The 23,617-nt window shown below is 39.7% G+C and carries 22 protein-coding genes; 6 read left to right on the top strand and 16 right to left on the bottom strand.

Annotated elements, in window-relative coordinates:
* Positions 1–289 precede the first annotated feature (289 nt).
* The 3 genes from IGI66_RS02145 (at position 290) to IGI66_RS02135 (ending at position 1,186) form a co-directional block, all read left to right on the top strand.
* Positions 290–436 (top strand): hypothetical protein, encoded by a 147-nt coding sequence (locus IGI66_RS02145; protein ID WP_176281393.1) that lies wholly within the window; start codon positions 290–292, stop codon positions 434–436.
* A 39-nt stretch (positions 437–475) separates the two neighbouring features.
* Positions 476–634: a hypothetical protein gene (locus IGI66_RS02140; protein WP_438847299.1), complete on the top strand. Its 159-nt coding sequence runs from the start codon at positions 476–478 to the stop codon at positions 632–634.
* Between the two features lie 144 nt (positions 635–778).
* Positions 779–1,186 (top strand): hypothetical protein, encoded by a 408-nt coding sequence (locus IGI66_RS02135; protein WP_114523818.1) that lies wholly within the window; start codon positions 779–781, stop codon positions 1,184–1,186.
* 86 nt (positions 1,187–1,272) lie between these two features.
* Here the strand turns inward: IGI66_RS02135 and IGI66_RS02130 are convergent, their stop codons facing one another.
* The 9 genes from IGI66_RS02130 to rlmH all read right to left on the bottom strand — a co-directional run bounded on the left by IGI66_RS02130 (position 1,273) and on the right by rlmH (position 13,670).
* The gene (locus tag IGI66_RS02130) at positions 1,273–2,610 is read right to left on the bottom strand and encodes a dihydrolipoyl dehydrogenase family protein (RefSeq protein WP_438847297.1); all 1,338 of its coding nucleotides are present in this window, start codon (positions 2,608–2,610) and stop codon (positions 1,273–1,275) included.
* A 12-nt stretch (positions 2,611–2,622) separates the two neighbouring features.
* Positions 2,623–3,324 (bottom strand): YoaK family protein, encoded by a 702-nt coding sequence (locus tag IGI66_RS02125; RefSeq protein ID WP_301516521.1) that lies wholly within the window; start codon positions 3,322–3,324, stop codon positions 2,623–2,625.
* A 68-nt stretch (positions 3,325–3,392) separates the two neighbouring features.
* Positions 3,393–4,562 carry a cupin domain-containing protein gene (locus IGI66_RS02120; protein WP_205242126.1) on the bottom strand — a complete coding sequence of 390 codons (1,170 nt, stop codon included), beginning with the start codon at positions 4,560–4,562 and terminating at the stop codon, positions 3,393–3,395.
* Positions 4,563–4,788: 226 nt separating this feature from the next.
* Positions 4,789–6,156, bottom strand: coding sequence for an MDR family MFS transporter (locus IGI66_RS02115; RefSeq protein ID WP_438847295.1), 1,368 nt, complete (start codon positions 6,154–6,156; stop codon positions 4,789–4,791).
* A 306-nt stretch (positions 6,157–6,462) separates the two neighbouring features.
* Positions 6,463–8,676 carry a BspA family leucine-rich repeat surface protein gene (locus tag IGI66_RS02110; protein WP_438847293.1) on the bottom strand — a complete coding sequence of 738 codons (2,214 nt, stop codon included), beginning with the start codon at positions 8,674–8,676 and terminating at the stop codon, positions 6,463–6,465.
* A gap of 1,172 nt (positions 8,677–9,848) precedes the next feature.
* Entirely contained in the window at positions 9,849–10,952 is a 1,104-nt protein-coding gene (locus IGI66_RS02105) for a tyrosine-type recombinase/integrase (protein ID WP_010781923.1), read from the bottom strand.
* 690 nt (positions 10,953–11,642) lie between these two features.
* A complete protein-coding gene (locus tag IGI66_RS02100) occupies positions 11,643–12,257 on the bottom strand; it encodes a DUF6287 domain-containing protein (protein ID WP_438847291.1) in 615 nt (204 codons plus the stop codon).
* 98 nt (positions 12,258–12,355) lie between these two features.
* Complete coding sequence (locus tag IGI66_RS02095) at positions 12,356–13,012, bottom strand: hypothetical protein (protein WP_367377515.1); 657 nt, start codon at positions 13,010–13,012, stop codon at positions 12,356–12,358.
* A 178-nt stretch (positions 13,013–13,190) separates the two neighbouring features.
* Positions 13,191–13,670: a 23S rRNA (pseudouridine(1915)-N(3))-methyltransferase RlmH gene (rlmH, locus tag IGI66_RS02090; protein ID WP_114523813.1), complete on the bottom strand. Its 480-nt coding sequence runs from the start codon at positions 13,668–13,670 to the stop codon at positions 13,191–13,193.
* Positions 13,671–14,086: 416 nt separating this feature from the next.
* Here rlmH and IGI66_RS02085 point away from each other — a divergent pair, with 416 nt between their 5' ends.
* Positions 14,087–15,388 (top strand): S1C family serine protease, encoded by a 1,302-nt coding sequence (locus IGI66_RS02085; protein WP_316406295.1) that lies wholly within the window; start codon positions 14,087–14,089, stop codon positions 15,386–15,388.
* A gap of 113 nt (positions 15,389–15,501) precedes the next feature.
* Here IGI66_RS02085 and IGI66_RS02080 read toward each other — a convergent pair whose 3' ends face one another.
* Positions 15,502–16,848, bottom strand: coding sequence for a dihydrolipoyl dehydrogenase family protein (locus IGI66_RS02080; RefSeq protein WP_438847288.1), 1,347 nt, complete (start codon positions 16,846–16,848; stop codon positions 15,502–15,504).
* Between the two features lie 199 nt (positions 16,849–17,047).
* Between IGI66_RS02080 and IGI66_RS02075 the strand changes: the two genes are divergently transcribed.
* Positions 17,048–17,500 carry a MarR family winged helix-turn-helix transcriptional regulator gene (locus IGI66_RS02075; RefSeq protein ID WP_114523810.1) on the top strand — a complete coding sequence of 151 codons (453 nt, stop codon included), beginning with the start codon at positions 17,048–17,050 and terminating at the stop codon, positions 17,498–17,500.
* Positions 17,501–17,577: 77 nt separating this feature from the next.
* Here IGI66_RS02075 and ytpR read toward each other — a convergent pair whose 3' ends face one another.
* The 3 genes from ytpR to IGI66_RS02060 form a co-directional block, all read right to left on the bottom strand.
* Positions 17,578–18,189, bottom strand: coding sequence for a YtpR family tRNA-binding protein (gene ytpR / locus IGI66_RS02070; RefSeq protein ID WP_438847286.1), 612 nt, complete (start codon positions 18,187–18,189; stop codon positions 17,578–17,580).
* A 210-nt stretch (positions 18,190–18,399) separates the two neighbouring features.
* Positions 18,400–18,855 (bottom strand): universal stress protein, encoded by a 456-nt coding sequence (locus IGI66_RS02065; protein ID WP_010781949.1) that lies wholly within the window; start codon positions 18,853–18,855, stop codon positions 18,400–18,402.
* 9 nt (positions 18,856–18,864) lie between these two features.
* Entirely contained in the window at positions 18,865–19,182 is a 318-nt protein-coding gene (locus IGI66_RS02060; RefSeq protein WP_010781950.1) for a thioredoxin family protein, read from the bottom strand.
* Positions 19,183–19,472: 290 nt separating this feature from the next.
* Between IGI66_RS02060 and IGI66_RS02055 the strand changes: the two genes are divergently transcribed.
* Entirely contained in the window at positions 19,473–19,808 is a 336-nt protein-coding gene (locus IGI66_RS02055) for a hypothetical protein (RefSeq protein WP_010781951.1), read from the top strand.
* A 42-nt stretch (positions 19,809–19,850) separates the two neighbouring features.
* Here the strand turns inward: IGI66_RS02055 and IGI66_RS02050 are convergent, their stop codons facing one another.
* The 3 genes from IGI66_RS02050 to pepV all read right to left on the bottom strand — a co-directional run bounded on the left by IGI66_RS02050 (position 19,851) and on the right by pepV (position 23,419).
* Positions 19,851–20,744, bottom strand: a complete 894-nt coding sequence (locus IGI66_RS02050) for an SDR family oxidoreductase (protein ID WP_086306035.1) — start codon at positions 20,742–20,744, stop codon at positions 19,851–19,853.
* Between the two features lie 196 nt (positions 20,745–20,940).
* A complete protein-coding gene (locus IGI66_RS02045) occupies positions 20,941–21,873 on the bottom strand; it encodes a nucleoside hydrolase (protein WP_438847283.1) in 933 nt (310 codons plus the stop codon).
* A gap of 133 nt (positions 21,874–22,006) precedes the next feature.
* Positions 22,007–23,419: a dipeptidase PepV gene (pepV, locus tag IGI66_RS02040; RefSeq protein WP_438847281.1), complete on the bottom strand. Its 1,413-nt coding sequence runs from the start codon at positions 23,417–23,419 to the stop codon at positions 22,007–22,009.
* Positions 23,420–23,617 lie beyond the last annotated feature (198 nt).

Here is a 23,617-nt window from a genome sequence, read left to right as displayed (position 1 = left end):
ATGTTCATAGCGGGGTACTAACCAGAATTCTATTTATACAATTTTTTGTTTGCGATTGAATTTAATCGCCGCCCTTCTCGATTTATAAATATTTTTTTCAAAAAAGCAAGAGTCCTCAAAGAACGCCCGATCATTTTTATTCACGAAACAGAAGAAATGGTACCCTATCAAAAATGTGGTCATTTCTTCTACAATAATTGTCTGATCCTACGACAGTATTCAACTCGTGTGCTCTTTCCATAGGTGTAAACTACATTTATAAGTAAAAGAAAGAAGGTGCGAAAAGCGTATGAGCTTACTAAAATCAGCAGTAAAATATAGTGCGGCAAAATCAGTAACCGATAAAGCTTTTGGCAAAGGTGCGACGTCAACATTAGTAGCAGCTTCACTCGTCAAAAAAAGCAACGCTCGCGGAAGAAAAAAACGTCAGAAATAATTTGATATGGACATAGAAGGACGAAAGGAGGCTTGTATCATGCGTTCAGAAAGAGATGGCGCCAAAGAAAATCGCCGATCCTTTGATCAAGCGAAGAATAAAGTAGAATTTGAGGCTGCAATTGATAAAAATAGAGAACAGGTAGCCGCTAAAAAAAAAGAAAAGGAAGAGAAACGATACTTAAGAGAACATAAGTAACTTCCCTCCCCAGTAAAGAAAGAGCCTCTTTTTTAGGAGTGCTCTTTCTTTGTATTAAAAAACAGCGATTCAAAACAAAAATTTAAACTATTTCTGTTAGTCTATTCAATAGTTAAGCAATCCTATGAACGAAGAGGTGTATCAATGAAAAAAATAGTCGTTATTGCCGCCCTATCATTAAGTGTTTTATTCATTACTGGCTGTACAAAGGCTAAAAACGAGACCACAAAAAAATCGGAACCAGCACAGCAGTCTGCTGAGAAGACAGCACCTGTATTCAAAGGGACGTTGTCTGAAGCGCCCGTTTTAGACAAGGACACGATCGTCTTAACCTTCAAACAGGTGAAGGCTGTCAACGATCCTGATGGCATTGGTAAAGCATTTAACACAGATGGTGTCATTCTAAATGCTGATAAAAAAACAGTGTCCATGGATCACTTATCAAAGGGAAGCGAGATTGAATTTACATTAAAGCACCCCGCTATCCTGACAAATTCGCTCCCTCCCCAAGTCCCGGGAAATTCGATCCAGCAGATCACCGTCATCAAATAATTTCCCGAGGTACTTACAGGGAACACGATAAAAAAGAATTCTCGTTTGAGAATTCTTTTTTTGTATCCACTCATCCATGAACACAGCTATTTCCAAAATCTAGTCAACTCGCCGGCTGGAGAAGGATAAGCAAGGATTTGCTTTTTCAGCTCTGCTTTCGTCCATCCGGCGTGTAAAACCATGGTTATCTCATTGATCAAAACATCTGCTTCCTGACTGAGTGCAGCGGCCCCAACTATGCGATCGTCGCTTCGTCTAATAACTAGTTTTAAAAAAGCGATCGATTCGGCTTTTCGTTTACTATCCAGCCAGCCGCTCCTGTCGATCTCTTCGATACGAAATTCTTCTGGAGCCGCCAACGCTTCTTTCGTGGTCACTCCTACTTGTGCGATTCGCGGTTCACTAAAAATCGACATCGCTGCCAATGGATACTTGATCGGCGCCAAGTTCTTGTTTAGCAGATGTGACACGAGATATTCCGCTTGATAAGAGGCGAATGTCGCTAATTTTGGAACGGCTGCATTAGAACAATCTCCACAAGAAAAGATATGCGGCTGATTGGTTTGCAGATAATCATTGGTGAGGATGCCGTGATCGCCGTAATTCACGCCGGCTTTATCCAGCGAAAGCTGTTGGATTCTAGGTATCCTGCCTGCCACGTTGTATACCTTTTGTGTGTTGAACGTGTGCCCTGAGGTTGTTTGGACCATCAATTCTCCAGAATCTGTCGGCAAGATTTTTTCTACAGATTCGTTGAAATCAAATTGTACGCCGCGTTTTTTATTGATCTCAATCAATTCCTCTACAAATTCCTGATCAAAATCCTTCAGCGCCCGCTCATTATGCTGCAGGATTCTTACTTTGCAGCCAAAAGCGGTCGCAATAGTAGCAAAGGCAAAAGAAATAATACCTGCCCCGATTAACAGCACCTCTTCTGGTAAGTCCTTCTGAGTCAAAAAATCACCGCTATTCGATACATACTCCTGACCTTCAAATGTAAAGAGACGATCTTCCGCTCCCGTCGCAATCACAAATTGCTCGGCAGTATACGTGATGCCGTCTACCTTGATTTCATGGGGTGAACAGAAAACGGCCTCCCCATAAATCGTTTTAATGCCGGCTTCTTTTAAAGAAAGCTGATGCCGCATGTCCTCCGTATTTTCCATACTATCTATCCAGTTCATCGCATTGTTCCAGTCCAATTGAACCGGTGTCGTGATGCCCTGCTGTTCCAATCGCTGATTTTGCAGCGCATGCTGGGCAAGGGTGACCAGTTCCTTCTTTCGGGTACTTCCTGCGTTATAGACCACGCCCCCAAAGGCAGTCGATTCGACCACGGCTACTTGTTTTCCGGCTTTCGCCAAGCCAAAAGCCGCGGTCAAGCCAGCGATGCCGCTTCCGATGACAATAACGTCAACATTCATCCTTCATTCCTCCTAAACTGGATCTACCGAGATCACTTTGTCTTCAACCTTTATTATTTTTGAATAGCACGCGATGCCAATTAAAACGAGCGCTGTAAACCACAAGGATTTTTCCCCGTAGTTGCTGGTCAAAATCGTTCCTATCAATCCCCCGCCTGCGAATCCTAAGAGAACCGCTAAATACAGCCAACAATTTTTCCAGCCATCTTTCACACCAGTGATCCCTTGGACTAAATAGTTAAACGCCAATTGGACATTTAGTGTGACCGCGATATTTCCATACAGCATGCCGTCAATTTTATGGAACGCATTGCCTTGCATCCCCGCTAGAAATGAAATCGTCATACATAATGCTCGAATACTTAAGCTCTTGTTTACAGGGGCACAGCCCAGAATGACGATGATAAAAGCTTCGATCAGTAATATTTCCACTGCCCAAATCTTTTTCTTTTTGTTTCCTGCTTTTTCAATTATTGCTGTCACCATAGCTCCCAAGCCAAAGCACAGGATCGTAAAGATCACTGTCTTAAAATGGTCCTGGTCCCCTTTCGCGATCGTCTGTCCAAGCAGAATGATATTTCCCGATTGAACCGTACTAAATGATTTTCCAATAAAATACGTATAGCCATCCATTGATCCCGCAGCGATCGCTAATAAACAGGCGATCCACGGTAATTCCAACACAGGATACGTTGGAACTCTTCGATTTTCCATTTCTTCATTCCTCCATTTAAAAAACCAGAAAAAGTAAAAAGAACACTTCTTTTTCTGGTCTTACGAATTTATTCTTTTGGTTGTTTGTACCAGACAACAGGCTCTGGCTTGTCAGGATTCGGCAACGATTCTGCAAATTGTTTCGTGACATTTAGATGATCCGCCACCATTTGAGAAGGCGATGTTCCTAACCATTTATTCAACGACACATCGGAATACTCAGGATTTTTGAATACTTCAACAAAACGAAGCGGTTCATCCCCAGTATTTTGTACATAATGTCCAGCTACGATGGGAACAACGCCAACATCGCCAGCCTTAAAGTCAAATGTGCGGGCCAAACCAGCAGAATTGAAAACAGACATTTTCGCGCTTCCTTGAATATAGTATTGCCATTCCGCAGCTTTCGGATGCCAATGCAGTTCACGCATACCGCCAGGTTCTACTTCAACGAAGGCGGCAGAGATTGTTTTAGCCGCTGGAAAAACAGTTTGATCTACGATTTTAACTTGTCCAGCTTCTGAAACGATCGGTTCTAATGTATCAATATGGAAAGTGAAAGGTGATGGCACTTCCCCTTGATTACTTGGGCGATTCACACGATCGATTGCTTCTGGTACGTTGGCTTTGAAAATGTATTTTTCAGACTTAGGAAAACTTTCTAGGTCACTACGCTGTTTTTTGAAGTTTGCAGCAACGATATCCGCAGGTGTGTGCGCCAGCCAATCAGACACAAGGAACGTATTGTTTTCCGAAAAGTCCGGCTCACTGAATACCAGTAAAAACTCGCAGCCTTGATCCAACGCTTGGATGGAATGTGGAATTCCTGCTTCAAAATTCCAAATATCGCCTGCTTCTACATCGTCAATAAAGCTGCGTCCGTGCTCATCGATCGCTGTCACTCGCGCGTTTCCGTAGAGCATCAATCCCCACTCCGCTTCTTTGTGCCAGTGCATTTCCCGATACGCGCCAGGCTCTAGACTCATATTTACCCCGGCAACATCTTGTGAGATGGGTAATTCACGATTGGTGATCTCGCGTGTCCAGCCACCCTCTTCTAATCTTTGATGCGCATCCGAATAGCTGAAGCGCAAGTTGTTCATTGTTCCGTGGTCTGTTTCAGGCGGCACCAAAATATCTGGGTTTTCTTGATCCCTAGAATGATTCCGCGGACCGTGATCGATCCAGCCCTTTCCATCTGTTTCTCTAAATGGTTCATTGTTTTTTTGCATGTTCATATTCCCCTTTCTGTACTTACAAGACTTATTTTAGCGATCCACAGAGGGAATACTTTGCGAGTTTTGTCGGATTTTAAGACAAAATTGACTCAAAGGAATTTCAACGAGAGACAGCAGTTGAACATACGCAGGGGAAACGACGCCTAAAAACTAAAAAAAGCCAGGCACCTATGATTGGATGCCTGACCTTAAGTAGAACCATCGGAAAATATGACAAAGAACGTTTTTACGCCGCGTGTTTCGGGAGCTTAAACGAAAGAACTAATGCAATGATACAAAAGAAGGAAGCCACATAAAAGGAACCATGATACCCAGCGAGTAGCGTTTTCGAATGACTGGATGTATTCGTAATCAGGGTCATCACGCTGATCATGACCGCAGTTCCTAGCGAACTAGCCACTTGCTTCGTTGTTTTATTAATAACAGAGGCATCTCCCAACTCCGTATTCGGCAGAGCATTCATCCCAAAAGTGGTGACGGGCATCAATACCATCGAAATCCCGAATAACCTAAAGGCATAAAAAGTGATTATCAGCGCCATGGGTGTCGTCGCTTGAATAAAAACAAAGAGGAAGGTAAATACCGTTAAGAAGGACATGCCGACGATGCTTAACCCTTTTGCGCCATATTTATCAAATAACTTTCCGCTTATTGGACTCATAATGCCTAATACCAAAGCCCCCGGCAATAAAGAAAGTCCCGATTCCAAAGGAGATAACGCACGGATATTTTGAATGTACATTGGAATAACCATCTCAAAACTAATCATAGCCATATTCGCAATAGCTAATAAAATACAAGAGATCACGTACTCTTTTTGTTTGAAGGGCTCCAAACTCAAAAACGGATTTGCTAATTTCTTCTGTCTGCGTACAAATCGATAGATAAAGACGCTTCCTAACACGATACTCGCACCTAATAACACTTTATTCGCATGCTTGGCCGAGATCAATGACAAGCCATACAGCAGCAAACCCAAGCCCAAACTAGATTCAATCACCGATAAACAATCAAGTTTTGTCCTTCTGATCGGCAGCACCGGCTGCATAAAACAAATTGTCAAAATCAAAACAACAAGAATGATCGGGATCAACATTAAAAAAAGCACATGCCAATCATACTTTGTCAAAATGAAGCCAGACAAAGACGGACCGATCGCAGGGGCTAAGCCGATAACGATGCCCGCGATTCCCATGATAGTCCCACGCTTATTTTTTGGCGATAAATAAAGCAATACCGTTTGAAAAAGCGGCATCGCGATCCCCACGCCAATCGCTTGAATCACTCGCCCAAATAATAGCTGAGAGAACGAACCCGCAACAGAACAAAGAATCGTTCCCGCTAAAAAAATAACCTGCGAAAGACTATACAAGTACTTGGTATTTATCTGATGCAATAACCATCCAGACAATGGAATCACCACCGCCGTAACCAGTAAAAAACCCGTCGTCAACCATTGCACATAATCAGTTGAGACCGATAAGTCTTTCATTAACGATGGGTATGCCGTATTTAATAGCGTTTGATTCAGGAACATCGTAAACGACCCCAGCAGCAATGTTAAAAATAAACGCTTTGTTTGTTTAGTAGCCATCTCAGAACGTCTCCTTTGAACAATAAATCAGTAGCACTTATTGAAAATTAAGTCATCTTGTCGTTGTAAACGTAAGTATAAGCGATTCAAAAACCAATCAAATTTTGAAATTTGTCTAATTACACGACAATTTTTCTGGAATGTATTGTTTTAAGCAACAACTCAATTGATGTCCCATAAATAAAGCAAATCAAGTGAATACGTGATAATTAAAATAAAAAAGAATTCTCTATTGAAAGAGAATCCTCTTTTACTAATTGTGTTGATTACGATAGAACACACACTAAGTCATTGAAATAAAATATGTTAGAATCCAGCTTTTAAGGCTGTCCACAAAGAACTATCTTTTGATTCATCTCTCCAACCAGCTTTTACTACATTCTTGTGTTCTTGCAAATCAGTTGTAAAGTTATGACTTCCGGCAGTGTGCACGTCTGGATTAAATTCTCGATATATTTTTACATCGCCTTCCGAAACCCACGTGTAATTATTGTCTGTTTCATGACGCCACCCCTTTTTCACTGCAGCATCTGCCTCAGATTTATTTGTTGTATAAAAATGCTCACCACTATTTGGGTTATAGATACGGTACACTTGTTTTTTTCCTGCACTATCCGCTTGAACAGGTACATAAAAGGCTGCTCTACCATACTCGTTTTTTGGATTCGTTTCTACTTTCCACCCCTTCGCTGCAACTTTGTCTTTCTCATTTTTATTTTTAGTTAGTAGATGATCCCCGTTATTTTTATTATATAAGCGATAGACAGCTGCTCCAAATTTTGCTGTGAAGGTCGTATCGTTATTAATAACAATATTTTTCGGATTGACTATCTTTCCATTCTGGTACCAATCTAAGAAGTAGATATCCTCGATATTGCTTTTATCAGCTACAGCATTTGGTAAATCAGTTACCTTGCTCCCCTTAGGAATATCGATAGTCGTCTTCCCTTGTAAAGATCCACCTTTGCCAGCATTAAATGTCACTTTTACTGTGTCTACTTTCTTGTCTTCAATTGTCAATTTAACTACTTTAGACTGACCGTCAGATGTACTCAACGTAACATCATAAACACCAACATGATTGAAATCTACTTCAGAGAAATCGATAGCTACTTCTGTAGGATTCCCGTTCTTGTCTGTAGCAGAGGCTTTAAAGTCAGAGGCAGTAGGTTGAGGATCACCTATAGTCATTGTATAGTCTGCGCCTTCTAAAGTTACAGGTTGCCATACAAATGTTTCTACATTTTGAGAAGGAGAACCTTGACTTAAAGTTTTAGAATCAACGACAATGTCTCCTAGCGGTTTTTCTGCAGTCCCCATACCGATAGTTTGCCAATTCCCTGTGTAATTATCCCCTTTTTGTATTGCAGGAATATAAAAGCCATTACCAGTGTTATTTTTATCTACCATTTTAAAATTAGGAGAAAGGGATAGTTTTTTTAAATTCACAGTGCCCTTAAGTAGACTGTCAGTGTCCGCCGCTTTATCATTATTCCAATTAGATAAATCAAGTTCCTTTAACCCTGAGTCACCATCGAACATCCCACTCATGTCTCCCATATTGGAAACATTCCAATTGCTTACATCTAATTTCTCAATATTGGGAAGCCATTTGAGCATACTATTTGAAAGAATCACACTGGAAACATCCCAGTTGGAAACATCTAACTCTGTTAAACGTTCAGAAGCCATAAACGTGGCAAACATATTTGTGACCTTTGACGTATCCCAGTTGGAAACATCTAAGCTGGAAAGGCTTTGATTATAGAAAAAAGTTTTATCTAAACTTGTAACTTTAGAGGTATTCCATTTGGAAACATCCAAATTGTCAATAGAGGTACATCCATTAAACATATTACTCATATCATTGACATTGCTGGTATCCCAGTTAGAAACATCCACCGTTTTTAATTGATAACATTGATAAAATACACCTACAGCTCTTTCTAATTGAGAAACATCCCAATTTGATGTGTCTACTTGTTGTAAATTATAGTCATTTTTGAATAAAAAACCCAGATCTTTTACGCCAGAAACATCTATGTTACTTCCATTTTCGATTGTGGTTAAGTTATTTAAATCTGAAAAAACTCCGTAACGATCAGAATTAACCCATGCAGAAAAAATTTTCACTGGTCCGGATACAATTATTTTCTCTATAGAATCTTTATTTAATTCAGTCATAGATGCTATAGGCTTACTTAACTGCCCCTCAGATAAAGTAAGCGTTCCATTTTCAAAAGTCCATGAAGAAGTACCGTTTACGCCAGTAAGAATCCCCGCATCTACTGATGGAATTGTGTTTTCATTTTCGTTAATTTTTTCTTTATTCGTAGTAGGTTCATCATTTGAAGAATTCATAGTTGATTCTTCAGTTTTTTCAAGCGAAACACTTGTATTTCCAAGATCAGAATTAGTTGTCAATTTCTCACCATTTGTTGTAGCAACACCAGCAATGGGCGCCACTATTTGAGACGTTATTAGAAGTGCGAGTGTAAAAATTTTAGTACTTTGTTTCATATTAGTTCCTCCTACTTTTTATTAATTGAGCTGTTAGATAGAATATCGTCACAACAAAAAAGGTATGAAATGATAGAAAATTAGCAGTGCAATGTTAAAACAAAAGGTGCTGTTTCCGAAAAAACCGGTTCCATAAGCTAGAAGCTATTTACTCAAGTCATTTAATCATTGCTTTAAATTACCTTTTTTCGTGTGAAGTATTTTCTTTATTGAATATAGGCAAAATTATGTGTTGTAAAATACAATATATTTTGAAATCACTGTATAATAGGACTACACGCATAACTGTCTTTTACTAGAAAATATAATCCTATCTTTTGGGTATTAAAAAATAATTTTTTTTAACTTTATACTCCTCAAATTACTTTCTATAAATCTTTACCTATTTTATGAGTAGTTCATTATTTTTTTCGTATATCAAAAAAAGATTTACGATGAATCGATCCCTTCGATCATTGATAGTATTAAATAAGAGCTATAAAACAAATTTTTGGAGGGCTTTTTACACACTCTATTCAAATATGATGTTTTTGATCTAAGTAAATTATTTTTTACGGTCAACGGTTTATGTGCAATCCTTGTATCCAATTTCAAAACAATTTTATTTCTATCACTTTCTGTACTTAACCTATTGATAGTCGAAATTATTTGGTAATTTTTATTATGTCTAACACTTTTATGTCTTACCTTTGTTAGGTAGTCTGTATATAAGATCATTACTAGTGTTTCAAATTCTAATTGAACATCATAAAAAAACAGAGAATACTTCCTTTTATCTCTCAATTCTGTATGAAAAAAAATCGATACATCATTCATTAAAATCTTATTAATACCTGTATTTACATCAAACAAGATGTTTCTAAATGGGGCAAAAATAATAGTTCCTCTATTTATCCTTGCGTAACGATAATAGATACTTAATCTTTGTGACGAAAAATTTCGTTTCCCATTCTCTACATTTTCTTCTAATACAAATATCAAATTCACTTTTCACTCCTGATAGATAAATTTGTAATATGAAATGAAAACTTCATAAATAGTTTCATGTATCGATTCAGATCATTTGTGATTACTTGGTATTACGTATACTTGGTAATTATTTGAAGAGCACTGATAATATAAGCTTTATTGTCACAAATGACGGCTAATGACGGTGCACAAATTTACTTTTTTTACGCTTCTTCTTTTTTCAAAATTGTTTCTATCAAACTAGTGCTGTCAGCATCCGTATAAATATCTAGCGTCATCTGAGTAGACGCATGACCGAGAAGTGCACTAATGGCAGTAACATTCCCACTTGCTTCCATACACCTTGTTGCAAAGGTATGGCGCAATTGATGGAAATGGACATTTTCTAATTCACATTCTTTTAGTAATTGATGAAAATGATACGTAATCAGGCGAGGCTCTCTTGGATACGTATTTTCAGAACAAACGTAAGGTCCTTGAGACTGCGCTTGCTTTCTTTTCAACCACGTGTGTAAATCTTTTCCAATTGGGATTTTTCGAACAGAATTAATTGTTTTTGCTGGCGCTAATAATAACTCTGATTTCACACTATTCGAATTCTTAGGGAGTCGCTGATAAGTATTTTCAATTTTTAGCATTCGATTAGTAAAATCGACATCCTCCCAAGTTAGTGCTGCAATTTCACCAATTCGTAATCCTGCCTTCAAAGCTAACAGTACGGGAAGACCTTTATCTAAAGAACTCTTCTTCGCTTGGCACTCAAGCGTTTGTTCATCAGCCCGTGAAAGAGCACGTACTTTTCTTTTCTTTTTCTTTGGTAATAAAATATTTCTACATGGGTATTTGACGATTTTTTCTTCCAAATAAGCTTCATGAAGCGGCTTTTTCATTATTTGATATATTACATGAATCGTCGATGGCTGCAGATTTTCTTCGGCCCAAGTCTGAATAAGGGTTTGAATAATATCCGGTGTAAGTTGATTTAAGGGAATTCCTCCGATATAGGGGAAGACATATTTATTTAGTTTGTATTGATAGGTGGCGTAGGTGGACTTTTTTAAGATGATTTTTCTCTTAGCCAACCATGCCAAACTAAATTCTTGATAAGTTGTTGTATTTTCACCATTTACTTCGATGAATGTTTGGTATTTTGCTTTCTCAAGAGCAAGACGTTCTTTAACTTCAGAATAATTTTTTCCATAAATATACCCATACTTTATTTTTCCATTTTCATTTCTTCCTTTTTTGTATCTCCCTTCCCAGCGGTGATCTTTTCTTTTATAAATGTTTTCTCCCTTTTTTGACATGAATTTATTCCTCCAAATTTGACGATTATATTGACGGCGCATAATAAAAGCTTATAAAACAGCTATATGACAAGACTTTTAATCTATTTTCAACAAAAACAACTGTTATGTTGATAAAAAATAACCTTTATTGTATACTCATTTTGTAGAACAATAAGAACTTTCTTGGTATACGTAATACTAAGATTTTTTTTATTAGAATAAAAAAATAATTACATCGACTTTATCCATATATACTTATAAAAATAATCTTTCAAAAGATTTGAAATCAAAAAAACTATCCCCCTTTCTACAATTATAGAAAGGATGGATAGTTTATTTTTTTTAAAACTGTCTTGTAATTCGTCAAAATTTTAGATTAACAAAGACTTCATAATGTTAACAACATCTTTTGATGTATCTGTTCGTTCACTCCCTCGTGATATAGCGATTTTTTCGTGTATCGAACATTGCTTGGTCCTCCTTTAAACACAAAAATAGCCTAATCACGACTTAGATGATTAGACTTCGGAATAATATATTACTTCTATTCTCATACTTTACCTCTACAATTTTAAAGAGAGACACTGAAAAGCTAAGTCTGACTTTTGCGACGAAATATTCTCATTCACTATTAAAATATTTAGCATCGAATAATTCGTCCAAAGTAACACACTCAGATTGTGTTATTTTCATAAAAAGATTGAACTTCTAATTCTCCTTGTAATAAGCAGTATCAGGAGTCCCACCTTTTTCTTTAGGAGCGAACAACATTGTTCCGCCGTTGTTTCCCATTATAATCCGATCTTTACTCGAATCCGTACCATCTTCATCTAACCCTTCGGAAGGACTAGTACCTTTTAATCCAAGCATTAAATTCATTCCATTTGGAGCCGGAGCTGGATCAAATGATAAATAAATTACGTTACTTTGCTTCACTGGCTCGTTTAATGTAAAGTGAGTTAATCCTCCCGACCCATCTCCAGATAGCGTAACTTCACCATTGTTAAATATTAATTGATACCTATTTGAATTGGTCCAAGTCCCATTCATGGATCTATAATCACCACGCAATATAGCATTCTCTTCTAGACCAGTAGAATTAGTTTGTTTTTTCAAACTACTTGAAGTTACAGCAAATTCTTTTGAGGAAGTTGAACCCGTAATCACGTTGCTTTTCTCATTACTAGCAATTATTGGGCTAGAACTGACTTTATCACTGGTCTTCTTTGAAGAACTCGAAGAATTGGCTGAGTCATTTGTAGAACACCCCACCAATCCTATAGTAATAAATGCTGTCACTAGTAATAATTTTCTATTTTTCACAAGTATTCCTCCTGTCTAATTTGAAATAGTAATTCTAGTATTATATTCAAAAAAATTTTTAGTCAATTCATGTATCGTCAGATTATTCTAAGGAAATATTACTGTTGCTGATACTCCATGTATTGACCATCTTTTCCTACATGAATATCTGGAACTGCTAATGATAGTGTGCCATCTGTAGTATAAAATAAATAAAGCTTTGCTCCTTGCCAATCGGAAAATTCTTCTCCCGAATTTGATAACTGAGTATCTAAACTTATTTCAGTATTTATCCTTATATCCCTTTGAGGAGTTGATCCATACCCTCGAATAAAAATCTTTTTAGTCGTAGTATTCTTTATTTGGGCTTTGTAGTCAGAAACATCGTTAAAATCAGTATCCGCATCGTGATAACTATGGGCTAACCTGACAGAATAAGCATCATCCATTGGAGTAATCAAAATAGAAATTCCACTATGAAGCGACCCTACGTCATTTCCTCTAGGCCTAAAGGTCATGTTTTGATTGTTAGTTACATCTACTCCATAAGGATATTCATCTTTGAGTTGATCGCTTGCTGGCTCTTCAGTACTAGGCTGTTGGCTAAAAACAGTTGTATCACTACTTTTTTGAGATTCCATAGTTTCATTCCTCGGTTCAGGATCATTATTAAAAAATACAATGAATAGCAATATCGCTAATATAATCCCTAGAAGAAAGACAATTGCATAGTTAAACCAATGAGATTTATGCTGTTGGCTTCTTGATTTATTCATGTGGTTCCCCCTAGTTTAAAGTACTCCTTCAAATATATTTTATACTAATCCCCTATACTGAGGAACAATTTAAATGTAGTTAAACGTGACATCGTAAAAGATAGAACAGAATCATCAAAGATAAATCAATCGTTTTTTGTTACATTCGTGATTAAAATAGCGGCTCAGAAAAATATCCCTATTTATGATACGGCTCCCCCGCATTGATCCGAAACGCGCGATAGATCTGTTCGACTAAAATCAAGCGCATCAGTTGGTGTGGATAGGTCATTTTACCGAAGGAAATCTGGGCATTGCTGCGTTTTAGGACTTGATCGCTAAGACCAAGCGAGCCGCCGATAATGAAGACGAACTGACTTTTTCCACTGGTTTGAAGGCTGTCCAAGGTAGCCGCGAAGTCTTCGCTACTGGGATTTTTACCATTGATGGCAAGCGCAAAAACGTATTCTTGATCTTTGACCTTGGCTAAGATGCGCTCCCCTTCTTTTTCTTTGACTTGGGTCATTTCGGCATCGCTGAGTTTCTCAGGGGCTTTTTCATCTGGAACCTCGACTAAGGTGATCTTGCAATATTTAGACAACCGCTTCGTATATTCATTGATTCCTTGAACAAGGTATTTTTCTTTCAATTTTCCTACTGAGATAATTTTGATATTCATCGTTACTCTCCTTATTTATAGTAGTTTCTTATTTCTCACGAGATCTTTTCCACGGAATTCGTTGCAATGGCTAGTGGGACTAAGTACTTTTCCACGAAGTTATGCACACTAATCACAGGTTTATCCCCAGATTTTCCACTATTTCAGCCTATTTTTAGGGTATTTAGGATGCAAACACACGTTTTCCACCGAGTTATCCACTTTATCCACATTTCTGTGGATAAGATTCTTCAAAGAATTAACAAACTTTTTCCTTAGTTTTCCACTATTCGTGTGGAAAACAAGTTTTTTTATCATTTATCTACATTTTCCTACGAACCTTTTTCATAAAAAAGTCAAATCGGTGTAGTAGACTTAACTTACAGAAAAATACTATACTCAATATAACGTAAATCACAGAAGAGGTGGAGAAAAATATGGTAAGAAGAGATATTACCCCAACTCCCAAAAGGTCTCCTGGTTTTTTTAGACGTTTTGGGACGGGTTTAATAGGCGGGATTTTAGGAGCCGTTTTAACAATTGGAATTTTTTATGTGGCGAATGGTTCGCTGCTTTCTCCAACGAATCAAACGAACAGCGGTTCTCCAAGTGCTGGCAATACCAAAGTAAGCAACATGAAGGTGGATGTGAATTCCAATATCACAGAAGCCGCTGAAAAGGTCCAAGGTGCAGTCGTTTCCGTCATCAATCTGCAAAAACAGCAATCACAGGGCGGCTTAGGCGGCTTCTCTGATATTTTCGGCAATGGAAATGATCAGAAACAATCAGAAGGAAGTGACGGACAGCTTGAAGAGGCTTCTGAAGGTTCCGGTGTTATCTACAAAGTAGAAGGCAATACGGCCTATATCGTCACCAATAATCACGTTGTCGAAAAACAAGACGGCCTTGAAGTTCTGTTAAAAGATGGGGCAAAGGTTAAAGCAAGTTTGGTCGGAACCGATGCTTATACGGATTTAGCGGTCTTAAAAGTAGAGTCTGACAAAGTAGCAGATATCAAGCCTGCTGCCTTTGGGGATTCAAGTGCCTTAAAAGTTGGCGAACCCGCTATCGCGCTCGGCTCTCCTTTAGGGTCACAATATGCAAACTCTGTCACTTCAGGGATTATTTCTTCCTTGAATCGTCAAGTGGTCAATCAAAACGATGAGGGCCAAACCGTCAACATCAATGCGATCCAAACAGATGCAGCGATCAATCCAGGGAATTCCGGCGGTCCGTTAGTCAATATGGCTGGACAAGTAGTTGGGATCAACTCCAGCAAGATCGTTCAAACGCAATCAAATGTCAGCGTGGAAGGAATCGGTTTTGCGATTCCAAGTAACGATGTCGTGAATGTCATCAACCAATTGGAACAAGGCGGCAAAGTCGTTCGTCCAGCATTAGGAATCACGATGGTCAGCCTTTCGGATCTTTCTACTGAACAGATTAGCGAAATCGTCAAAGTTCCTAGCTCAGTCACTCAAGGGGTCGTAGTCAATGAGGTTCAATCATCTACTCCAGCGGACCAAGCGGGCTTGAAGAAATATGATGTAATCACTAAAATCGATGACAAAGAAGTCTCTTCCGGTGTCGAACTGCAATCTGAATTGTACAAACACAAAGTTGGCGACACGGTGAAGATCACTTTCTACCGTAAGGATAAGAAGGAGACTACCTCTGTCAAATTAAGTATTGATTCAAATTCATTAAAAACGGCGAAAAACCAGCAAGGCAACAACTAGAAAATCGATTTCAATTTGCAGCCAAACTTAGTATCCACTAGGTTTGGCTTTTTTGATGCTTCAGACGCAAAAAAACAAAGGGCGGCATTCCAACCCTTTGTCTACTGATAGATTTATTTAGGAAAAGACATACGCAATAAATCTAAAAATCCGCTAGTAGCACCAGGAAAAGCAAAAATTTGTTGTCCTAGGTCCATCGCAGTGAGTTTTTTATTGATAACTAATGGTAATAAATTGATCAATTCTTCGCTTTCATTGCCGTAAATACTTGCGCCTACTAGCTGTTTTTCATCATTAAAAATAAACGTTGCTTCAGCGGATACTTCGTTTTTAAATTCAAAAGATAAGCGAGCCCCATAAGGTACTTCGACTATCGTGTAGGTCTCCGGTTGGTCCTTCGCGTCACTGACAGTGATACCGACTTCTGCTATCCGAGGCATCGTGTACACCACAGATGGAACCACAGGGTAATGGATCGGCTGATCGTTCACCCCTAAAATCTGCGTAGCAATATAATTTGATTCAAATATCGCAGTAGGGGTTAGTTTAGGAATGGTTTTTGAAACAACATCGCCACTAGCAAAAATGCTGGGCACTGCGGTGCGTAAATGATCGTCAACGATGATCCCGCCACGATCTGTTTGGATACCCACCGCTTCTAATCCGATGTTTTCCACATTTGCGACCCGACCGGTTGCTCCAAGAACGTAATCTGTTTCCACCTTCAAACCACTTTTCGTGAATACTTCATAACTGCTCCCCTTTTTATTCACTTCGGAGACCGCTTCGCCGAAATGGAAGTGAACACCCGCAGCGATTAACTTATCCACTAATTTTTGTACATATTTTTGATGGAACATATTTAAGGCATTGTCCGCGAATTCAATAACATGGACCTCACGTCCCATGAAGGCTGCCATTGAAATAAATTCCATCGCAATGATTCCTGAACCGATGAAGGTTATTCGTTGAGGCATCGTTTCGATATCCAAGAATTCTCTACTGTCATGAATGTACTCATTGCCCGGTATCGGCAAAACTGCAGGCCGTTGACCTGTCCCTATGACGATAAAATCAGCAGAGTAAGTCGTTTCATTGACTTGTACCGTATGCTCATCAATAATTTTTCCGCTTCCTCGAATCAATTCAATAGAGGCCTGCGCAAATAAGGCTTCCATAGAAGGCGCCAATTGATCGATCACTTGATGCTTGTGAGCCATCAAATGGTCCCAACGAATTTCTGGTAATTCGTCAATTCCTTTTTCCTTATATTCAGAAAGCTGCTCGATCAGCTGAAAAGGCGCATCCAGTAAAATCTTGGCATCGCAGCCATAATTTGTACACGTCCCGCCAGTAACATCCTTTTCGATCAGTGCCACCTTTTTTCCTCCTTGAACAAGCGCCAGTGCCGCATGCCAAGCCGCATGACCTGAACCGAGAAATACTACATCATAATCCATTCTCTTTTCCTCCCTCATCTGTTCACGCTTTTACATCGCGCGCGATATAAATTAGTATACCATCCCTGAAGGAAAGGCGTTTGCGATTTGCTCAGCGATTTCTTCGTTTATTCTCCCAGTTGAAGTTTCTACAAATATCCGTATACTTAGAGTGTCGCGCGCGATTCAAAAATGCAGCACCCTTGATTGGAGGAGGATTATGGAAGACTATGGTAACGGAAATGCTCAGCTAGTGAATCAATTATGTTTTTCAGTGTACGATTCCCATCGCTTGTTTAATAAGGTGTATGCAAAAGCATTGGCTCCTTATGAACTGACCTATACACAATACATTGTCTTGTTGGTTCTATGGGAAAAAGATCAACAGACCCTGACAGAAATTGCTCAGGCGCTTTCCTTAAAAAGTAACACACTGACTCCAGTACTGAAGCGTTTGGAAAAAAATGGTTGGATTACCCGCCAAGAGACCGCAGACAAACGAAGCAATTGTCTCGTCTTAACAAAAAAAGGGCAGCAGGAAAAAGACGGCATCTTAACAGCTGTGCAATCCTGTATTCCTTTGACTACCCAAGCAGATATCGCCTTGTACGAAGAGGCCTTGCACGTGGTAAAAACAATCAATGAACGTTTAGCGACGATCGATCATTCCTAGCATTTCTCAAATAAAAAAACCACTCAAAAGAGTGGTTTTAACTGCAAGCAAATCAAGATCATTCCTTGATTTGTTTTTTATTTTCCTACTTCGAACAGTTCACCTGTTTTAGCATCGTCGGCTAAAACGAGAATGCCTTTTTTCTCAGGTGCGTTTGGCAGGTGTAATTCTTTGGCTGAACAAATCATCCCAAAGCTGTCTACGCCGCGTAGGTTCCCTGGCCAAATCATTTGCCCGTCTGGCATCATCGCGCCTGGTTTTGCGACAACAACTTTTTGTCCCGCTTCAATATTTGAAGCACCGCAAACGATCTGCAATGTTTCACCGCCATCGACCTCTGTTTCTGTGATATGCAGATGGTCTGAATCTGGATGGTCCACGCAAGTCTTCACATAGCCCACCACAAATTTCGGAGAAAGGTCTGCTGCTAAGCGCTCTTCAAAGCCGGCACGCTTCAATTGCTCATTCAACACGTCAATGTCTTTTTCTGTTAGCGCCACTTGACCATTTCCATGGATCGTTAAGTAGTCTGAAACATTGAAAAAATTCCAAGCAACGGTTGTTCCTTCTTTTGTTTGGATGCGTGCGACATTCTCTTTACGCTCCGCAAGGTTTTCTTTATTTTCGTCATTTTTGACGATCACCATTAATGTGTCGCCAACATTTTCTTTATTATACGCAAAAATCACGTTTATACCTCCAGTCATAGTCCTCTCGTATCTTAACAAATCTAGTGGGACTTTTGCATGAGAGTTTTTTCATTTCTAAAGTTGTGAACTAGCTTTAGAAACACAAAAGCAAAAATTAGAACATATTTGTTGAGAAATTTGAGACTGTCACGTTCCTCTCATAGGCGTTCGATTCTTTTTCTCCAAATAAAAAGCTGGTCAGACCAGCTTTTATTCGGCACTTGGATGAACGATCAAGACATCGCAAGAGGCTTCTTTGATCACGTAGCTGGCTACACTGCCGGTCATGAAGCGTTCTACAGCATTCAACCCCGATTGCCCAACCATCACTAAATCAATGTTGTATTTTTCCGGCAATGTTTTAGCCATCGCTTCTTTGGCTGAACCATATGCAATGATCCCTTCGATCTTCGTGTAACCAAAGTCCTTGCCGATTGCTTTACATTGATTGATCAATTCTTTTGCATCCGCAGCCAATTGATCCATAATATTCTCATTTAAAGGCGAATAGCTCATAAATGTATAGATTTGATGATCGATCACATTCGCTACATAGACCGTTCCTTGGTTTCGTTTAGCAACGGCCAACGCTTTTTTGAAAGCCTCTGTGGCTTGATCGCTGCCATCGATCCCAACTAAAATATTTTGATATGATTGTGTGAACATAACAATCTCCTACCCTTCCACTCGTTGCAAGAAGCCAGCGATTTCATCCTTTGTTTTACGATTTTTATTGACCAATCGACCCAATTCTTCTCCGTCATTGACTACGACAAAACTAGGAATCCCAAAGATACTCCACTCGGCTGCCACATCAATGTACTCGTCCCGATCCACTTGAATAAATTGAAATTGTGGAAACATGGATTCGATCTCCGGCATTTGTGGTTTGATAAAATTACAATCGCCGCACCAATCCGCAGTAAAGAAGAAAACATTCTTCCCTTTTTCTGCATAACCAGCTAGTTCTTCGATACTTTTAGGGATAATCATTTCGTCACGACCTTTTCTTTTACTACCTCCAATTATACACGTTTCATTCTTTTTGAGAAAGAAGCTTACTTCAAGATAGCCTTTCGATGGTCGGATAGTTTTACAGCCCTCTCACTCAGCCTTTCGATTATTTTGTCTGTAAGAATGGCATATATTTTTCAATTTGCTTTGCAACAATGGTAGAATAGAGCGTAGACAAAGAACAGACAGGGATTAAGGATGTCTGATCCTAACATAGACATAGAAATTTCATGATCTATCACGAGAAAGCAAGGAGGTTACACTGTACCATGGAAAAAGCAAAAAAATTCGCGCAAGGTCTCGCGGTAGGGTCATCCATTGGCCTAGCTGCTGGAATTGCCGCAAATCACTATTACAAAAAAAATCAAAAAATGTCTCCGGATAAAATCTTAGACCAAATCAAGGCAGACTTTTTAAAAGAAGGACCGATCGAAGGTTCTTGGATCTCTTTCGATACGGAGCATCTTCAAAAATTTGCGATTACGATGGATGTTCTTTCAGGTGGGATCACTCGATCCGAGGATGATCAGTTAGTCGCTTACGAATTCAAAGCAGATGCTAAAACAGGGGCTGTTTTAAGTATCGATCGTATCATCAATGACTAAAAAAGCGTATGCCGTAATCCTGGCATACGCTTTTGCTTTCTTCTAAAGATTGATTGGTTCCCCGCCGGTCACTCCATAAATTTGAGAGGTAACGTAGCTGGCATCATTTGATGCTAGGAAAACGTACACTGGCGCTAATTCTGCAGGCTGTCCCGCACGCTCTAATAATGAGTCTTGACCAAATTCAGGCAAGGCTTCTTTTGGTTGTCCGTGGTCCAACTGCAACGGCGTCCAGATCGGGCCAGGAGCCACACCGTTTACCCGAATGCCTTTTTTCGCTAGCTGACTGGCTAAACTGACCGTGAAATTCGCGATTGCTGCTTTGGTTGACGCATAATCCATCAAATGATCACTTGGATTGAATGCTTGAACAGAGGTTGTTGTAAGGATGCTGCTTCCTGCTGGTAAATGTGGCAAGGCTTCTTGCACGATCGCAAACATTGAGACAATGTTTACTTTGAACGTATCCTCCACTTGCTGAACAGGCAATTCTTCAATAGATTCTCGTGAAATTTGTTGCGCGGCATTTAATACAAGTGTATCTAGACCGCCGAATGCTGCCACCGTTTTTTCTACCATTTCTTTTGGTGCATGATCTTCACGCAGATCATACGGCAGCAACAGGGATTTTCTCCCAGCTTTTTCAATATATTCAGCCACTTCTTTCGCGTCTTTATCTTCTCCAGGGAAATAATGGATCGCAACATCAGCGCCTTCTCGCGCATAGGCGATCGCAGCCGCACGTCCAATCCCAGAGTCCCCTCCGGTGATCAATACGCGTCGATTTTCTAATTTCTTGCTTCCGACGTAGCTGTCTTCGCCACAGTCTGGTTTAGGTGCCATATCGTCTTGCAGTGCAGGAGTATCTTGGTCTTGTTTCTTAAATGGATTCTCATGAAACATTCTTCTTGGGTCGATCAAGTTCGGTTCGTTCATCGTCTCTCCTCTTTCACACGTTAGATTTAATTTTCCTACGAAAATTTCCTTCGATTTTTATGCCGTCAATCATTCCAATGATTTTCCACTTTCACAGCGTGAACTGGCAGTCAGAAAAAGTTAGAATATGGAACTGGCATCTTCACTTCCTAAATACAACCCTACGTGATATTTTCAGAAATTGACAATTATCTGCTTAACGCGACGAAGATTCCTTTATTTTTGCAAAAGTATCGACAAACCACTCCTCAAACTGCTTTGGCTCTACACTTACCGCAACTTCTGCATTGGCTGGCAACTGGAGATACCCTTCCAGATCGATAACTGACGCGCCATACGTCAATGATGGTACAGTCTCGATCTCAACCCTTGTAGAAGTAAGTTCAAACATGTCTGGTCTTACAATCAAAGCGATGGCAAGAGCATCATACATATTTAGCCCCTCTTGGTAACTGCCGCTACGGTATTTCGTAAATAACTGGTAAACCATTTCCCCAATCTCCCCGAAGCTTCTCACCTTATTTGTGATCTCCGGTAAAATTTTTGCTTGATCGCCTACTTCCAGCGGCGCAACTTGGATGGGCACACCGCTATTGAAGACGATTTTGGCCGCTTCAGGGTCTGCTGCAAAGTTAAATTCTGACAAAACGCCATAATTTCCACGACCCAAACTGCCACCCATGATGACGATGCGGTCGATCTTCGCTAAGTCTTCCGGATAAAGATGAAGGAACAACGCGATATCTGTCAATGGGCCAATACCCACTAACGTCGTTTTTTCCTCTTGCCGGACGACCTCATGCATCGCCGCCACTGCGGTAAGAGAATCGTCTGCAAAAACAGTAGCAGGCGGAAAGTTATAGCCGTCCATGCCAGATTCGCCATGGATCTCACTAGCATCGATCGCTTCTCTTAAAAGCGGCCGATCACTCCCTACTACAACTTTCGGTGCTTTCTTATATAAGGTCAGTAATTTCTCTGTATTGGCTTTTGTATGTGCCAGACTGACATTTCCGAAAATCGGACAAATCAATTTGATCTCCAACTCGTCGCTAAATAACGCCAGTGCAATCGCTACTGCATCATCGATCCCAGGATCAGTACTAATAATTAATGGTCTTCGTGTCATTTTTACACTCCTTCTCTTCATGAATGAATCCCTCTCAAAAATCATACAATACCTGCGGCTATTCTGCCAATCAAGAGGCGGCATACAAAAAAGCCACTTACAATTTTTCATTGCAAGCGGCTTTTCTAAAAATCTATTTTACCAAACGATAGATGGCATCTGCATAAATGACTGCAGAATTCAAAATGTCTTCAACTGACATGTACTCATTTGCTTGGTGCATTGTATCTTCGAAACCTGGGAATTGAGCGCCGTAAGCAACACCACGTTCTAGTAAACGACCGAATGTTCCGCCGCCGATAACTTTTTCTTCCCCTTTGATACCTGTATGTTCTTCAAACGTATCTAGCAAAGTAGCTACCAATGGATCATCCGCTGGGACATAATGAGGCAGCATGTGGTGCGCGCCTTCTGTCACTTTCACGTCTGAACCGAATAATTCTTCTAATTTTGCTTTGATTTCGTCATTCGTCGTACCTTTAGGGTAACGGAAGTTCAATGTAATATGGTTGTCGTTGTCTTGACCATCTTTGAAGCTGAAGATCCCAGCATTCATGGTTAATTCGCCCATTTTTTCATTGTTGAAATCAACGCCTAGTTTTTTACCATATACATCTTCATGGATATAGTTTGCGCTGTTTTCGATGAAGGCTTTTGCCCCTTTTTCGAAATCATAGTTGTTCAAGAAGACTGCTAAGAAAGTACCAGCATTTGTTCCTAATTGAGGAGAAGCACCATGCGCTGCTTTTCCGTCTAAATGAAGCGTGACTGTTGAACCAGTTACTTCAGCTTTTCCGCTAACTGGGTTGTTTTCTACATAATCTGCAAAGTCTTTCGCTAATTTTTCAGCAGCGTCTGCATCGGCAACTTTCACTTCTGCCATTGCATTGCCGGGAACCATGTTTTCACGAAGACCTGCTTCGAAGTTCACTAACACATAAGATGTGCCGTTTGTGCCATCAAAGTGAGGGATCATCGTTACATTCCCTTTTTCACCATTGATGATTGGGAAATACGCATCTGGTGAGAAGCCAAAGTCAGGTTTTTCTTCATGTTCGAAGTAGTAATCCATATCTCCCCAGCCGCTTTCTTCGTCCGTACCAAAGACAAAACGGATTTTTTTAGAGATTGGCAAGCCTAATTCTTTGATGATTTTTACTGCATAGTAAGCCGCAACTGATGGGCCTTTATCATCGCTTGAACCGCGGGCATACAATTTACCATCGCGAATTTCTGGTTCGTAAGGATCTGAATCCCAACCGTCGCCAGCAGGTACCACGTCTAAGTGACCGAAGATTCCTAAAGTTTCATCGCCATCACCATAATCAAAGTGGCCGGCATAGTTGTCGACATTTTTTGTTGTGAAGCCATCGCGTTCTGCGATCTCCAGCATTTTTTCCAATGCTTCCACCGGTCCAGGTCCGAATGGTGCTTCTTTTGTTACTTTGTCGTCTTCACGTTCACTTTTGATACGCAATAAAGTGAATAGATCTGCTAATAGATCGTCTTTGCGTGCTTCGACCTCTTTCTTAAAATCGATTGTCATTGAAAGATTCCTCCTTATTCGTTTTAAAGAATTAATTTTTCAGGAAAAATTAGTGCCATTCGAATGCCGGTCATCTTTTTTTAAATACGCCAAAGCGTAAAGAAAAACGGGCAAAGTTGAATGGACATTCTTTAATTTAAACCACTCTAATGATAGCATTCTATTCAATAGAATAAAAATGAAAACTCTTTAAGAAAT

The organism is Enterococcus sp. AZ048 (genome assembly GCF_051715125.1).
Lineage (GTDB): Bacteria > Bacillota > Bacilli > Lactobacillales > Enterococcaceae > Enterococcus_A > Enterococcus_A gilvus.
This window is presented reverse-complemented; position numbering and strand designations above follow the sequence as displayed.